The 15,333-nt window shown below is 68.8% G+C and carries 13 protein-coding genes and 1 riboswitch; all 13 genes read right to left on the bottom strand.

The features are described 5' to 3' along the window. Positions 1-695 (bottom strand): IS3 family transposase (locus AC1RS9_RS11190; RefSeq protein ID WP_492921524.1); only part of this gene is annotated, 695 nt, incomplete at its 3' end. Continuing rightward, on the bottom strand, positions 692-1,015 hold the full coding sequence (locus AC1RS9_RS11185) for a transposase (RefSeq protein WP_006945764.1): 324 nt from the start codon (positions 1,013-1,015) through the stop codon (positions 692-694). The genes AC1RS9_RS11185 and AC1RS9_RS11190, both read right to left, overlap by 4 nt. A 106-nt stretch (positions 1,016-1,121) precedes the next feature. Further along, positions 1,122-1,757 (bottom strand): hypothetical protein, encoded by a 636-nt coding sequence (locus AC1RS9_RS11180; RefSeq protein WP_492921522.1) that lies wholly within the window; start codon positions 1,755-1,757, stop codon positions 1,122-1,124. A 691-nt stretch (positions 1,758-2,448) separates the two neighbouring features. Continuing rightward, positions 2,449-3,012: a hypothetical protein gene (locus AC1RS9_RS11175; protein ID WP_143181249.1), complete on the bottom strand. Its 564-nt coding sequence runs from the start codon at positions 3,010-3,012 to the stop codon at positions 2,449-2,451. Between the two features lie 5 nt (positions 3,013-3,017). After that, a complete protein-coding gene (locus AC1RS9_RS11170) occupies positions 3,018-3,923 on the bottom strand; it encodes a tyrosine-type recombinase/integrase (protein WP_313490626.1) in 906 nt (301 codons plus the stop codon). A gap of 131 nt (positions 3,924-4,054) precedes the next feature. Beyond that, the gene (locus AC1RS9_RS11165; RefSeq protein ID WP_038567725.1) at positions 4,055-5,707 is read right to left on the bottom strand and encodes an RNA polymerase sigma factor; all 1,653 of its coding nucleotides are present in this window, start codon (positions 5,705-5,707) and stop codon (positions 4,055-4,057) included. Between the two features lie 303 nt (positions 5,708-6,010). Next, positions 6,011-6,373 carry a universal stress protein gene (locus tag AC1RS9_RS11160; RefSeq protein WP_006946612.1) on the bottom strand — a complete coding sequence of 121 codons (363 nt, stop codon included), beginning with the start codon at positions 6,371-6,373 and terminating at the stop codon, positions 6,011-6,013. Between the two features lie 69 nt (positions 6,374-6,442). Beyond that, complete coding sequence (gene metX, locus AC1RS9_RS11155) at positions 6,443-7,615, bottom strand: homoserine O-acetyltransferase MetX (protein ID WP_081873629.1); 1,173 nt, start codon at positions 7,613-7,615, stop codon at positions 6,443-6,445. Positions 7,616-7,649: 34 nt separating this feature from the next. Beyond that, positions 7,650-7,758, bottom strand: a riboswitch (SAM riboswitch). 89 nt (positions 7,759-7,847) lie between these two features. Then, the gene (locus AC1RS9_RS11150; RefSeq protein ID WP_492921518.1) at positions 7,848-8,786 is read right to left on the bottom strand and encodes a hypothetical protein; all 939 of its coding nucleotides are present in this window, start codon (positions 8,784-8,786) and stop codon (positions 7,848-7,850) included. 272 nt (positions 8,787-9,058) lie between these two features. After that, positions 9,059-9,745 carry an EcsC family protein gene (locus AC1RS9_RS11145; RefSeq protein WP_474903806.1) on the bottom strand — a complete coding sequence of 229 codons (687 nt, stop codon included), beginning with the start codon at positions 9,743-9,745 and terminating at the stop codon, positions 9,059-9,061. A gap of 127 nt (positions 9,746-9,872) precedes the next feature. Continuing rightward, on the bottom strand, positions 9,873-10,802 hold the full coding sequence (locus tag AC1RS9_RS11140; protein WP_040014953.1) for a PAC2 family protein: 930 nt from the start codon (positions 10,800-10,802) through the stop codon (positions 9,873-9,875). 73 nt (positions 10,803-10,875) lie between these two features. After that, on the bottom strand, positions 10,876-11,319 hold the full coding sequence (locus AC1RS9_RS11135; protein ID WP_006946632.1) for an HIT family protein: 444 nt from the start codon (positions 11,317-11,319) through the stop codon (positions 10,876-10,878). A 20-nt stretch (positions 11,320-11,339) separates the two neighbouring features. Continuing rightward, complete coding sequence (gene hrpA, locus AC1RS9_RS11130) at positions 11,340-15,302, bottom strand: ATP-dependent RNA helicase HrpA (RefSeq protein ID WP_492921515.1); 3,963 nt, start codon at positions 15,300-15,302, stop codon at positions 11,340-11,342. Between the last annotated feature and the right edge of the window lie 31 nt (positions 15,303-15,333).

The following is a 15,333-nucleotide window of genomic DNA, read 5'->3' as shown; positions in this document are numbered from 1 at the left end:
TGCTCTGGTCCCTGTCGTTCGCTGCCATCGCCAACACCTTCCACGTCAAGGTGTTGCGACGACCAGTTGAATCCGCCCTGGACTCCGCGGTCACTGTGATGCACGAGCCGCCCGCCCTGACGCGCCGCCGGGGTCGTGGTGATCGCCTGCTGCAACGCGATCAGCGGCAATGCCTGCGTCGTCAGCGACGACGCGACCGACCAGCCGACGATCTTCCTTGTGCACGCATCGGTGATGAACGCCGTGTACGCGAACCCACCGACGGTGCGCACGTACGTGATGTCCGCAACCCACAGCTCGTTCGGCGCCATCGCGTGGAAGTCACGCTCGACCAGGTCCGGGCGGTGATCGGGCAGCTTCGACGCGACGGTCGTGAACGGGTGACGCCCGCGCCGAACACCGTGCAGCCCAGCGACTTTCATGAGCCGGGCGGTCTGGTCGCGTCCGATCATCCAGCCCTGGCGGCGCATCGCGTGCCACATCTTGCGCTGGCCGTACACGCCGTAATTCTGCTGGTGAACGCGCCGGATCTCGTCGATGAGTACCTCGTCACGGATCGCTCGCGCGCAGCGCGGGCGGGCTTTCGCTGCCCGGTAGCCACGCGACGTGATGAACCCACACTCCATCGCGCCCAGCACGCGACAGATGGACTCGACCCCGAACTGACCCTTGTGTTCGTCGATGAACCGGATCATCTCGTCGTGGGGCGGTCGAGTTCCGCTGCGAAAAAAGCCGATGCTTTCTTCAAGATCTCGTTCGCGCGCCGTGTCTCTGCGAGTTCGCGGCGAAGGCGCCGGTTCTCTTCCTCCAGGGACTCACGTGGCGCTGCCGCGCCCACCATGGCTGGTTGTTCGCCAGCACGGGGCATCCAGTTACGGATGGTCGCCGGCGCGATGCCGAGCGAGGCTCCGACGGCGTCCATCGCGACGCGCTGTGAGCATGCTTCGGCGGCGCGCTTGTCGAGCACCATCCTGACGGCGTGCTCACGCAACTGCTGGTCGTACTTCTTGGGCATGGTCCGATTCTCCTTCAGGTGGGTCGGAACCAAACCCAGGGCGCTTCAGGGGTTTCTGGGCAGGGTTCCAGCAAAGGCAACTTCCCTGCCCGTAGGGCTCCGAGCCTCAACGCCCCTCGCCGCTCACCTTCACCCGCCCTTGATACCGGGCCAGCACCTCTCCCAGCGGCAACCCAAGCTGCTCGGCCGCCGAACTCCACGTGCCACCCTCGACGAGGTGATCCTCGAGCAGTGCCAGCGTGCGGGCGTCCACCTGAGCGGCGAGCCATGCCGCGCGAGCGAGCGGCCGCGGGGTCATGGTGGACGAGGTGACGGTCTCCACCCAATCGAGAATGCTCTCGGTCTGTTCCTGGCGGCACCGCTCAAGCGACTTGCCGGGCACCTTCGCGGGCTCGAACTCCACGGCCACGGGCGCGACGGCCTGCACTTCCGGGGCCGCGCTACGACGGCGGTGCGCCCTCTGCCGGCACGCGGGCGAGCAGTAGCGGCGATCCGAGCGGCCCGCGACAACTGCTCCGCAACCGTCACACTCGCGCGTTACGGCTTCCGAACTGGTCTCCCGGTACGAGGCCGTTCGGCATGCGCTCGAGCACGCGACGACCTTGCGGCGACCGTCGGGGCGCACGATGGTCGGGCGGCCACAGCCGGCGCACGGCGCGGGCGTTTCTTCTCGCCACCATGATTCGACATGCGCCATGCCCGTGACGTAGGCGAGGGCGGTGCGATCCGCAGGTTTCGCCACGCACTCGAGGCATACAGCTTCCCGCGCCGTCCACCCCCGTTCGTGGCGGTTGCGACGGTGGTGGACGTCGACGGCGACCACGGGGCCGTCGATGGGCTGCTCGCACACTGCACACGGCCTATAAGTGTTCACAGTCGTTACTCTATTCGTAACGGATAGCGTGCACTGCTTGAAACGACGAAACGCCCACCACCTCGAGGTGAGGTGGCGGGCGTTCATCGAGCCCAGTGAACTGCTAGCCCGTCTTAGATGCTTGGAACCCATCGCTGAACACCCCGCGACTGAACCCATGCCCCGCCGGTTAAAGCAGCCCCAGGGGAAGCACTCATTCGATTCGTGTCTATACACGTGCTGCAGAAACCGCGAACCGATCGCTTCGAAGCTACTCGCGTGCAGGAACCACGGACACACGACATACGAACAGGGGTAACAGCCTTATTGCCCGCCATCGGGCACGACCTCTCATAGAAGAAGGCTCCATCTTCCCACGCCGGAACCCGCCATCACGACACGCCCGCCACCTCGAAAGGTGACGGGCGTTCATCGTAGGGCTATGCACCCCTCGGGCTCTTGGATCGTTCGACCCGCAGGGGAGAGACAGATTCCCGTGTACGGGTTCCGGTGTTCTCAGGCGTGCGACGGGTGCGGACAGCCGCGCCGGCCATTCGTCGCGTAGTCACATGGCGGACACTCAGGCCCATGCACCACCGTGCGGTCGACGTCGCAATGCCCCAGCGTCCACGATGACGCGAGAGGTCGCCCGCAGCGCCAGCCCGCGAACCGCCCCCCGCCTGCACCGGACCCATGGCGTAATCACGGGATCCTCTCCTACCCGCACGATGGTCCACAGGTCGAACGGCGTCTGCCCACGCAGCCACCGCCCTCCGGTGCTCGGTAGACCGCGGGACCATTCATCGAGGCGCCGCGCCCAGTCGACGAGAGCGGCGTCGTCGAGTGGGTCGTCACCCAGTCCCACTCCGAGGTAGGCCTCGTGTTGCCAGGGCGTCAGCTTCAGTTGATCGCGGGGCGCCCACTTGATCGTGCTGTGCACGACGAAGCGCGAGGTGTCCAGCCGCACTGCGGTGCCCAGCTTGGGCAGGCCACCCTTGTGCCGTTCGTCGCAGCGGATCACGATTTCGTTGAGGTAGCCCTGCCGCTTCCCCTGCGCTCGGATCACTGCCAAAGCGGCATCGATCTCAGGCATGAGGCGCTTACGACGCCCCACCAGTTCGCGAATGGATTCCGCGTCGAGCATTTCCGTCACAGTTCCCCCAGGTTCAATCGTTTGGCTTCTTCGGCAGCGCGGGCCGCAGCTTGGGCGCGCGTGTAGCGCATGAGCATGTCGGGCCGCGTCCATCCAGCGACGGCCATGAGCCCGCCCTCACTGCCGCCGGCTGCGAGCCAGCGGTGCGCGGCGGTGTGGCGAAGGCGGTGAGGGTGGAACCCCTCGATGCCGGCCGCGTCCGCACGAAGACGCAACGTCTTGTGCAGCGCATCGTACGAGAACCCCTTGCTTCGATCCCCGAGCCACAACTCGGGCCGTGAAGCGAGAGCGTGCCCCCGGCGAAGGCGCATGTAACGGTCGATTGCCTGCCCTGTCTGCGGGCCGAACGGCACGACGCGCCCCTTGCCGCCCTTGCCGCGGCGAATGACGAGCGTCTGCTCCCTCAGATCGACGTCATCGACATGGATCGCGACCACCTCGCCCGCGCGCGCGCCGGTTTCGATCATCAAGCGCAGGATTGCCTCGTCCCGGCGGGCTCGCAGCTTTCGGGCGGCGGTTGCTTCGCCCGGAACACGACAGGCGCGAAGCAGCGCCTTGAGTTGGTCGGCGGTGAGCGGCTCGATGACTTTCTGGTCGAGCTTCGGCGCCTTGACGCCGATGAATGGATCTGCGCTGAGCTCGTCCTCCTCGGCGAGCCATGAGGTGAACCTGCGCACCCCGAGTTGGCGAGCACGGACGGTCGCAGCCTCGCGCCCCGTTTCGCCCAGGTGCACGCAGAAGGCGCGCAAGGTCGCCCGGCTCAGCGGGTCGGCCTTGCGCGCCTCAGCGAACGCGACGTACTGCTTGACGCCCTCGGTGTAGGACTTGATCGTCTGCGCCGAGCGTCTGTCGGCCTTGAGCGCAAGCTCCCAAGAGATCAGCAACTCACGCAGTTCGGGCACGCTCAACTCTCCGGGCATGCCTCCAGTCTGAGCGATACCCCGACTAGGAGCGCTGTGCACCCTTAGAGTTCACGACGTAAGGCGAAAAAGCGCCGGAATGACGCGGATTTTTGCCTCGCTACCCGTCTGGCTCAGTCCAGGTAGTCGCGCAACACCTGCGAGCGCGACGGGTGACGCAACTTGCTCATCGTCTTGCTCTCGATCTGACGGATGCGCTCACGCGTCACGCCGTAGACCTTGCCGATCTCGTCGAGCGTTTTCGGCTGGCCGTCGGTGAGGCCGAAGCGCATCGAAACGACGCCCGCCTCGCGCTCGGACAGCGTGTCGAGCACCGAGTGCAGCTGCTCCTGCAGCAGCGTGAAGCTGACGGCGTCCGCCGGGACGACGGCCTCGGAATCCTCGATGAGGTCACCGAACTCGCTGTCGCCGTCCTCACCGAGGGGCGTGTGCAGCGAGATGGGCTCGCGGCCGTACTTCTGGACCTCGATGACCTTCTCGGGGGTCATGTCGAGCTCCTTGGCCAGCTCCTCCGGCGTGGGCTCGCGGCCCAGGTCCTGAAGCATCTGACGCTGCACGCGAGCCAGCTTGTTGATGACCTCGACCATGTGCACCGGGATACGGATGGTGCGCGCCTGGTCGGCCATGGCACGCGTGATGGCCTGACGGATCCACCACGTCGCGTACGTCGAGAACTTGTAGCCCTTGGTGTAGTCGAACTTCTCGACCGCGCGGATGAGGCCGAGGTTGCCCTCCTGGATGAGGTCGAGGAAGAGCATGCCGCGACCCGTGTAACGCTTGGCCAGCGACACGACGAGACGCAGGTTGGCCTCGAGGAGGTGGTTCTTCGCGTTCTTGCCGTCCGAGGCGATCCACCACAGCTCGCGCTTGAGCTTCATGTCCATCTTGGCGCCCGACTCGAGCTTCTGCTCGGCGAACAGGCCGGCCTCGATGCGCTTCGCGAGCTCGACCTCCTGCTCGGCGTTGAGCAGGGCGACCTTGCCGATCTGCTTGAGGTAGTCCTTGACCGGGTCGGCCGTCGCACCCGCCGTCACTACCTGCTGGGCCGGCGCGTCATCCTCGTCACCCGGACGCAGGACGAAGCCGCCCTTCTCGTCTTCGGCCTCGCCGGCGGGCTTCTTCGCCTCGTCGACCTCCTCGGCGCCTGCCTCGACGTCCGTCACGACGACGTCGTCGATCTCGACGTCCTCGGCGACGACCTCGTCCGGCTCGCCAGCGGATGCCTTCTTGGCGGTGGTCTTCTTCGCGGTCGTCGACTTGGCCGCGGTGGCCTTCTTCGCCGTCGCCTTCTTGGCTGTGGTCTTCTTGGCGGCTGCCTTCTTCGCGGGGGCCTCACGCGCCTCGTCGGCGGTGACGTTCTCGTCGAGCTCGACGTCAGTCTCAGCCTCGGCGGCCTTCTGCGCCGCCGTCTTCTTGACGGCAGCCTTCTTCGCGGTCGTCGTCTTGGCCGCGGTGGTCTTCTTCGCGGCAGCGGTCTTCGTCGCCGTCTTCTTGGCAGTCGACTTCTTCGCCGCGCTCTTGCGCCCGGTCGTCGTGGCGACGGCCTGGGCCGCGTGAGCCTCGTCGAGCACGATCTCGATGCCCTCGGCCCCCAGCGCCTTCAGCACCGCCTTCTGCTTGGCCATGGAGATCTTCGCTTCTTCGAGGGCGGTCTTCAGCACCACGCTGTCGACCGTGCCGCTCGCGCGCCCCTGCTCGAACAGAGCAATGACCGCGGGATGGTCGATGTCCGCGGGAAGCGCGGAGGTCTGAGCCGTTTCGGACACTGAGGTCACCAACTACCTTCCGAGAGTGCACAACGCATCGGGCAGGCGCAATCGCGCGCCGAGCGCTTCGTACGAGGGAAGAGACGAACCACGGGGTCGGGATCCGACGAGAGCCAGTTGCTCGAGGCTCACCTGAGCTCGCATGACACCGTGGTGCCTGATTCGATCCCCCGCGTCGCTTCTTCCACCATTATAGAACTCTGGGTCGAGAACCGCAGAATCACGGGGTTCAACGCCCCTGCATGCGCGGGTGTTCCCGACCTGACGCAAGCGCGTGAGGCCGGGGTTGGGAGCAGCGCGAGATCAGTGCGCTGTGGGCTTGACCGCGAGGACGGGGCACGGCGCGTCGAGCAGCAGCCGCTGAGCGCTCGAACCGAGGATCAGCTTGCCGACGGGCGTGCGGCGACGCAGCCCGATGACGAGCAGCGCCGGGTCGAGTTCGGCCACCTCGTCGAGGATCACCTCGACCGCGTCCTGGCCCTCCTCCACCTGCACGACGCGGCCGCCGACCGCGTCCGCACTCTCCTGCGCGGCAGCGCGCGCGTCGTCGCTCGGGACGGTCGAGACGAGTACGAGCGGGCGCCCCAGCACACTCGACTGACGCACGGCCTCGGCCACCGCGGCCTCACCCTCCGGGCCCGGAGCGAAACTGACGACGACGGACATGCGCAACCCCTGTTCTGCGACTGTGGCGATCGGCTCACACGCTACCCGAGGTGCCGCGAGCGCCCGCCGTCACGCCACGGGACGGACGCGGCCCGCCTCGGCCGTGAGCGGCCGGGCGATGACCTCGCGCACGAGCGCCGCGATCTGGTCGGCCTCGATGAGGAAACCGTCGTGACCGTGCGGCGAGTGGATGAGACGCAGCCGTCCGCGCCCGTGAGCCCGGACGATGTCGGCGGAGGCGCTGACCGGGAACAGCCGATCGGAGTCGACCGCGGCGACGACGAGCTCACCCCCGAACACCCGAAGCGCAGGCTCGATGCCGCCGCGGCCGCGGCCGACGTCGTGCGTCGCCATCGCCTGCGTGAGCCGCACATAACTCATGGCGTCGAACCGCGCGACGAGTTTCGCGGCGTGGTGCTCGAGATAGCTCTCGACGGCGAACAGGCCGCCGTCGAGCGTGCGGTCCGCTCCCTGCGACTCGCGCCCGAACCGCTCCTGCAACTCGTTCGCGCTGCGGTAGGAGGTGTGCGCGATCTGGCGGGCGAGCCCGAGCCCCGACGTCGGGAAGACGCCCTGCTCGAGGTAGCCGCCACCCCGGAAATCCGGGTCAGCTTCGATTGCCCGCACCTGCGTGTGCCCCCACGCGATCTGGTCGGCGCCCGCCGCCGCGCAGCTCGCGACGACGAGGGCGCGCTGCACCCGATGCGGGAAGGTCGCCACCCACTCCGCGGCGCGCATCCCGCCGAAGGAGCCGCCGATGACGGTATGGAAGCGCGCGATGCCGAGAGCGTCGGCGACCCGCGCCTCGGCGCGCGCCTGATCCCTGACGCTGACGTGTGGGAAGCGCCCGCCCCACACCCGGCCGTCTGGTGCGAGCGACATGGGACCCGTGCTGCCGCGACAGCCGCCGAGGACGTTGATCGCCACGACGAACAGCTCGTCGGTGTCGAGGGGCGCGCCGGGGCCGATGAGACCAGGCCACCACCCCGCCGTCGGCTGCCCGGGGCCGACCGGCCCGACGACGTGCGAGTCTCCGGTCAGGGCGTGCTCGACGAGGACGGCGTTGCTCGCGTCGTCGTTCAGCTCGCCCCAGCACTCGTACGTCATGATGACGTCGGGCAGGGCGGCGCCGTTCTCCAGCGTCAGGGTGCCGATGTGGACGGCACGTGCGTGCGGGTTGAACCCGTCGTCGGTGAGGGGCGCCGCGGGGTCGGCCACGGCGAGGCGACGGTGCGAAACCATGACGTCCTCGATTCCGAGGTGGGTCGCAACCCACCTCTCGCGCTTGCCGCCCACGGGCGGCCCTGTCGTCACCCGGGGCACCCCGCCGCGAGGGAGGGTTGCCGCTCAGCAAGCCGGGGCTTGTGTCGCTGAAACTCTTGACCTGCGACACAGTAGGCGGCCCTGCCCGCGGCTTCCATCGTTCGCGCGACGACGTCCACGATGTGGCGCGCTCCCACAACCGGCACGCTCGTCAGGCGACGGAACTCTGCCGAGCCTTCGTGTGGAGCGCACCGACGGCCTGCTCGTACGACAACCCCGTGCCTGTGATGTCGCGCAGCAGTTGCCCCAATGACGTCCGCCCGATGCGCAGCGACGCCGCGGCGCACGCACCGGCTCCCCGCAGGTCGCCTTCGCGCCAGGTCGCGGCGGCCTCGAGGGCCTTCCACGCGGCGCGGCCGTGGCGCGGCACGAGCGGCAGCCAAGTTCGCAGGCACGCGCTCGTCATCGGCGGGCCCGGCTCGCCGAGCGGCGTGCCCGGGCTCAGCAGACGGAAGAGTTCGGGTGCGACGCACAGGAGGATCTCATCGCGCGTCGGGCCGTCGACGACAGCGTCGGCGAGCACCTGCAGGTTGGCGCTGCGGGAGCGTCGCCGGGTGCCCGACGCGGTGTCGGGGACGTCGCACAACCGTGCCCAGGCGGCTCGGACGTCGACGACGCTGGGAACGGGGCGCGCGGTGGCGGCCATGGCCTCGCCGCCGCGGCGGACGTCGCGAAGCTGCTCGCGGGTCTGCTCTGACAGGGACGGGATCTCGTGGATCGCGCCGTCACAGCAGCCGAGCTCGCATTCGATGGCCCACCAGTGCTCGTCGCTGGCACCGAGGACGTGGTGCAGCGGCACGCGGCGCTCGATGCGTTTCGCGAGGGCCGCGATGTCGACGCGGCCCGGCTCGCAGCGATAGGCGATGGCGATGGCGGCCTGCGCACCCATCGTCGCGCGCCGCTCAGCGACGACGTCGAGCATGTGCGCCGTCTCCCCGTCGCACGCATCGTCCGCCCAGCCGAGCACCCCCGCGAGCGCACCGTCACGTTCGAACAGGACGATGACGGCGCCCGCCCCCTCGGAGCCGACGAGATCGGGAAGGGCTGCCACCAGGGCGCTGAGGCCCTTGAGTCGTGTTGTTGTCTTCATGCCCCCAGCGAAACCCATGACGCCACCCGCGCGCTGACCACGAGCCACAAACCTGTGGACGAGGCATCCTGCGGGCCGCGAAACGGGCCGTAGCCGTCACACCTGTGGGTGAGTGGGCCGTTCGAGCAAGGCCAGGCGGGGGTTCGGGGCCCGTTAGATCGTCGCCCGGAAGCCCGTTGATGCGCACGGACGACACATCGCCGAACCGGCCCGGACACGCCGAACGCCACCCGCCGAAGACGAGTGGCGTTCGGGGTGGAATCAGGGCGACGTCAGGCTGACGGCGGGATCTGCGCGACGAAGTCGCGACGCGCCGACTGGGCGATCTTGCGGATGAGGACGACATCGAGGCCGCCACCGATGAAGCCGCCCGCCACGGGGATGAGGCGCGGAATGCGCGTGAGGAAGCGACGCCCCACCTGCGAGCCGAGACGGAACGCAACTGACTTGTTCACGACGGCGAGCGCCGCCGGCGGCAGCCTGCGCGTGGCGACGTTCGTCGCGACGCCACCCGTCATCGGGCCGAGGCCCTTGAGGACCTGCGTCGCGTCCGCACCGATGAGGTCGAGCAGGATCGCCGAGCGCACGGCTGGGTCGTCGACGTCGTGACCGTTGATGGCGGCGATTGCCGCGACCATGCGCGTCGCGACGGTGTAGAAACCGATGACGTTCGCGGGCAGTGCCACGGGGAGCGTGACGAAACCGCCGAGGTTGGTGAGGAAGCCGTTCGCGCCCGCGAGCTTCGTGTGTGATGCGACGACGTCGTCCATCGCCGCTTCCTTGGAGCCCGCCTTCTTCATCGCCTCGTCGGCGACGGCGCGGGCCGACTTGAACGTCGCCACGCCCCCGATGCCCACCGAGATGAGGTGCTGCGCCAGGGTGTTGGCCGTCGAGTCGAGCATGCCCGACGATTTCTCGGGGGCTGCAGGAGCCTTCTTGTCTTGACCGAATCCGAACATGAGGTGATCCTCCCAAGTTGGCGGGGGCCCGGCAAGCCACCGCAGGGGTGGCCGCAGCCAGGCGAGCGTTGCGAAGCCCGCGTGGCCGTCGGCTCAGACCGACGGCCGGCGAGAAGCGCTCGCGGGCTCACAACGAGCCCTTGGTGCCCGGATCCTCTCCCTCGGCGCGCAGGAACTGCTCCAGCTCGGCGCCGATCTCGTCTGCGCTCGGCAGGTCGTTCATCTCGGCGGCGAGGAGCGAGCGTCGACGACGACCCTCGGTGAAGGCGTCGTACTGCCGCTCGAGGCCCTCGACGACCTCGGTGACCTCGTCGTTCTCGCTGATCTGCTTGGCGATGTCGGCGCGATGCAGCCCGGCGATCGCGGCGAGCTCCTGAGCGGGGATCGCCAGCCCCGTCAGCCCGCAGACGGCCTCGAGCGCGGCGAGCGCGGCGTCCGCGAACTCGACCTGCGTGAGGTAGTGCGGCACGTGGATCGCGAAACCTGCGGTGTCCATGCCTGCCTCGGCGAGCCGGATGTGCATGAGCCCTTCGGCACTCGAGGGCACCTGGACGTTGCCGAAGAGCGGCTCGTTCTCCGTCAGCAGACGCTGATCGGAGGCGAAACGCGTGAAACCGACCGGGCGCGTGTGCGGCACCGCCATCGGGATGCCGTGCGCGCTCACCATGAGCGAGACGCCGAGGTTCGCCGCGAGGATGCGGACGGCCTCGCTGACGCGCTCCCACTGGTAGTCGGGCTCGGGGCCGGCGAGCAGCAGGAACGGCGTGCCTTCGGCGTCGACGAGGCGGTACAGCACGAGAGCCGGGTCGTCGTACTCGCTGTAGCGGTCGCGATCGAACGTCATCATCGGGCGGCGACCGCGGTAGTCGAGCAACTGGTCGACGTCGAACGACGCGACGACCGTGTGCTCGAGCGTGCCCAGCATGTGCGCCGTCATCAACTTCTGTGTGTTGCCCGCGTCGATGAAACCGCCCAGCGAGACCACGAGGGTCGAGGCGCTCTGCTCGGCGAGCGGGGTGTCGGTCTCGATGCGGAACAGTTGCGTGGGATCAAGCACGTCGTACTCCTTCGTCAGGTGCTCACCGTTCAACGCCCCGCGCGCGGGGATGATTCCCCCACGCCGCGGCCACTCAGGTCTGCGGCGACGCGGCGTCCGGAACGGTCTCGGCATGACCGTCGGTGCGCAACTGCGCCCGCAGCGCCTCGGCATTCTCGGCGAGGATCTGCTGGTCCTGGCCGCGCGTGACGGCGTGCGGGTCGAACTCGGCCGGGCTCTGCGTCGGCCACACGTGCAGGTGCAGGTGCGGCACCTCGTACCCCTCGACGAGCAGGCCGACGCGCTGCGCCTGCCACGCGCGCTGCTGCGCCTGACCGATGATCTGCGCGACACCCGTGAGATGCGCGAAGATGCTCGGCGGCGCCTGCGTCCATTCGACGATCTCCCCGCGCGGCACGACGACCGTGTGCCCGTCGGTGATGGGGTCGATGACGAGGAACGCCACGCACACCTCGTCCTGCCAGACGAAGTGCGCCGGGATGTCGCCGTCGATGATCTTGCTGAAGATGCTCGCCATGGCCTCCAACCTACGCCCGATCAGCGGGCCTCCGCAGCGTCCATCGCCTTGTAGATCCGCTTCTCGGACACCGGGTGAGCGGTGCCCAGACGCTGCGCGAACTGGCTGACGGCAAGCTCCTCGATCATCCAGCGGATGTCGAGCACGTCGGCGTCCCCACGGCGCTCGGGGCGCAGCCCGGCGACCATGTCGTCGTACTCACGTCGGACGGTCGCGACGAGGTCGGCGCGGTCGGCGTCACGCACGAGATCGGTGACGCCCTTGTCGAGCCGCTCGAGCATGCCCCGCACGTAGCGATCGAGGTGACCGAGGCGCGCCAACCCGGTCTCGGCGACGAAACCGGGATGGATGAGCGCGACGAGGTGAGCGGCGACGTCGTCGTGCAACGCCTTCGCCGCGGGCGCCGTCAATCGTGACAGCCCGAGCTGCACCTCGGCGGCGTGCTCGAGCACGGGCGCGAGCTTCTCGGCCGCCTCGAGCACGAGCGGTGCCACCTGCTGGCGGATCGCCGTGAGCGCCACGTCGAACTGCTCGGCGTCGCGCACCTCGCGCCCGGGCATGCCTTCGATGACGGCGTCGACGGCGGCCGCGAGGACGTCGTCCATGAGGGCGTCCATCGAACCGTGCGGGTTGTTGCCGAGCGCGAGCTTCTGCCGGTTGCTCATGAGGCCGAGGATTCGCTTCCACGGCACCTGCGTGTTGAGCAGCAGCAGACGGCGGGTGCCGAGCCGAGTGGCCTGGCGCGCCTCGGACTCGGTGCCGAGCACCTCGACAGCGACGTCACGGCCGTGGTCGACGACAGCCGGGAAGCCCGTCATCCGCTGGCGGCCGGCCGACTTCGTGAACTGGCGGGGCAGCTCACCGAACGTCCACTGCGTCAGCCCCTGCTGCTCGAGGTCTCCGGCGGCCTTCGCGATCGACTGACGCAGACGCCCGGCGAGTTCGTCCTGCAGCGCCGCGAGATCCTTGCTCTCACGGATCTTGCGGCCCCGCTCATCCTCAACCCTGAACGTGACCTTCAGGTGGTCGGGCAGCTTCCCCGGGTCCCAACTCCCCGCGGGCACACGCACCGAGGTGAGACGAAACAGCGCCTCGCCCAGCTCGTCGGCGAACGGGACCTGACCCGGGCGACCCTGGGCATCCATGAGTGCCAGCGCGCGCCGCGCATGGTCGGGAGCCGGGACGAAGCTGCGTCGGATGTTCTTCGGCAGCGACTTCACGAGGGCCGTCGCGAGTTCCTCACGCATACCGGGCACGAGCCAGTCGAACCCGTGATCCTCGACCTGGTTGAGCACCGGCAGCGGCACGTGCACGGTGATGCCGTCGGCGTCTGCACCCGGCTCGAACTGATACGTCAACTTGAGCCTGAGACTGCCCTGCCGCCACGACTTCGGGTAGGCCGATTCGTCGACGGCGTCCGCGTCGTCGGCGACGAGCAAATCCTCGGTGAAGGTGAGCAGGCTCGGGTTTTTACGACGCTCGTTCTTCCACCACCGGTCGAAGTGCGCCCCGGAGACGATGTCCGCCGGGATGCGCTCGTCGTAGAAGTCGAACAGGACGTCGTCGTCGACGACGAGGTCACGCCGTCGGGCGCGCGCCTCGAGGTCGGAGAAGCGCGCGCGCAGCGCCGCGTTGTCCTTGAGGAACTGGTGCTGCGCATCCCAGTCACCCTCGACGAGAGCGTGACGGATGAACAGGTCGCGAGAGACCTCCGGATCGATCGCGCCGTAGGCGGCCTTGCGGCCCGCGACGATCGGGATGCCGTACAGCATGACCCGCTCGGACGCGACGGCCCCCGCGCGCGAGCGCTCCCAGTGCGGTTCGGCATACGAGCGCTTGACGAGGTGGGCGCCCGCCCGTTCGATCCAGGCGGGGTCGACGACCGCGTTGGTGCGCGCCCACATGCGGGTCGTCTCGACCAGCTCGCCCGCCATGACCCAGTCGGGTTGGCGTCGGAACAGCGTCGAGCCGGGCTGGATCGCGAAACGCGCCTGACGGGCGCCGAGGTACTCGCGCTTCTCACGATCCCGCAGCCCGACGTGGCTGAGCAGACCCGTGAGCAGCGCCTGGTGGACGGCATCCTCGCTCGCGGCGTTGTCGCTCATGAACAGCTTGGCCTGCTTGCACGCCGCCTTGAGCTGACCGTGCAGATCCTGCCATTCGCGCAGCCGCAGGTAGTGGAGGTACTCGCGCTTGCACAGGCGCCGGAAGGCACTGCTGGACAGTTCGCGCTGCTGCTCGCGCACGTAGTTCCACAGGTTGAGGTAGCTGAGGAAGTCGCTCTTCTCGTGCTTGAACCGGGCGTGCTGTTGATCCGCCTGGGCCTGCGCGTCCGCGGGGCGCTCACGCGGATCCTGGATCGACATCGCCGCGACGATGACGAGTACCTCCCGCAGCGAGCCGTTCTCGGCGGCGGCGACGAGCATGCGTCCGAGCCGCGGGTCGACGGGCAGGCGCGCGAGGGTGCGGCCGGTCGGCGTCAGCTTCTTGCGCGGCCCCTGAGCGGTGGTGTCGAGGGCGTGCAACTCCTCGAGCAGCGCCAGGCCGTCCTTGATCTGGCGGGCGTCGGGGGCGTCGACGAACGGGAAGCGCGCGATGTCGCCGAGGCCCAGGGACGTCATCTGCAGGATGACGCTCGCGAGGTTCGTCCGCAGGATCTCGGGGTCGGTGAACTCCGGGCGGGACGCGAAATCCTCCTCCGAGTACAACCGGATGCAGATGCCGTCGGCGACGCGGCCGCACCGGCCGGCGCGCTGACGGGCGGAGGCCTGCGAGATCGGCTCGATCGGCAGACGCTGCACCTTCGTGCGCTGGCTGTAGCGCGAGATGCGCGCGGTGCCGGTGTCGATGACGTAGCGGATGCCCGGCACCGTCAGCGACGTCTCGGCGACGTTCGTCGCGAGGACGATGCGTCGCCCGTGGTGCGGCGCGAAGACGCGATGCTGCTCGGCGGCGGACAGGCGCGCATAGAGCGGCACGATCTCGACGTCGTGACGCGCGCGCCCCCAGTCAGCGCCCTTGAGCGCGTCCGCGGCGTCGCGGATCTCGCGCTCACCGGAGCAGAAGACGAGGATGTCCTGCGCCGAACCGTCCCCGCTGCCTGAGCGCCACAGCTCCTGTGCGGCCTCGACGATGCCCGTCACCTGATCGACGTCCTCGAGCTTGGGGTCCTCCCCCGGCTTGCTCGGCGCGAGCTCGCGCACGAGGGGGCGATACCGCGTCTCGACGGGGTAGGTGCGCCCCGAGACCTCGATGATCGGCGCGGGCCCGTCCGGGCCGGCGAAGTGCTCGGCGAAGCGCTCCGGGTCGATCGTCGCGGACGTGATGATCACCTTGAGATCGGGGCGCCGCGGCAGCAACTGCTTGAGGTAACCGAGGATGAAGTCGATGTTGAGGCTGCGTTCGTGCGCCTCGTCGATGATGAGCGTGTCGTACTGACGCAGATCCCGATCGCGCTGCATCTGCGACAACAGGATGCCGTCGGTCATGACGCGCACCCGGGTCTTCTTCGACGACTCGTCGACGAAGCGCACCTGATAGCCGACCGTCTCACCGAGCGGCGACTCGAGTTCTTCGGCGAGCCGCTCGGCGACCGAACGCGCCGCGATGCGTCGCGGCTGGGTGTGGCCGATGGCGCCGGCGCGCCCGCGCCCCAGTTCGAGGCAGAACTTCGGCAGCTGCGTCGTCTTGCCCGAACCCGTCTCGCCCGCGACGATGACGACCTGGTGGTCGCGGATCGCCTCGAGGATCTCGTCTTTCGCCTCGACGACGGGCAGGTGGCCCGGGTAGCGCAGCACGTACGACGCTGCTTCCGATGCGGGGTCGGGGATGGCCTCGGCGGCTAGGGCCCGTTCGTCCCCTCGGGGTGACGCGTTCGCTCTGCTCCGGCGCGGCCTGCGCCGGCGGGACGATGAGGCGAGCGGCGGCCCGGGCTTCGCCGGATCACCGTTCGAGGAAGGTTGCGAAGGTCTTGGAGTACTCACGATTCGCTCATTTTCTCACGCGCGCCGGTGA

This window comes from Dermacoccus sp. MPR-E5, from assembly GCF_058809565.1.
This window is presented reverse-complemented; position numbering and strand designations above follow the sequence as displayed.

Coding starts and splice junctions, on each gene's coding strand:
- AC1RS9_RS11185 (WP_006945764.1), bottom strand. CDS start 1,015: ATGCCCAAGAAGTACGACCAGCAGTTGCGTGAGCACGCCGTCAGGATG.
- AC1RS9_RS11175 (WP_143181249.1), bottom strand. CDS start 3,012: ATGCTCGACGCGGAATCCATTCGCGAACTGGTGGGGCGTCGTAAGCGC.
- AC1RS9_RS11160 (WP_006946612.1), bottom strand. CDS start 6,373: ATGTCCGTCGTCGTCAGTTTCGCTCCGGGCCCGGAGGGTGAGGCCGCG.
- metX (WP_081873629.1), bottom strand. CDS start 7,615: ATGGTTTCGCACCGTCGCCTCGCCGTGGCCGACCCCGCGGCGCCCCTC.
- AC1RS9_RS11150 (WP_492921518.1), bottom strand. CDS start 8,786: ATGAAGACAACAACACGACTCAAGGGCCTCAGCGCCCTGGTGGCAGCC.
- AC1RS9_RS11145 (WP_474903806.1), bottom strand. CDS start 9,745: ATGTTCGGATTCGGTCAAGACAAGAAGGCTCCTGCAGCCCCCGAGAAA.
- AC1RS9_RS11135 (WP_006946632.1), bottom strand. CDS start 11,319: ATGGCGAGCATCTTCAGCAAGATCATCGACGGCGACATCCCGGCGCAC.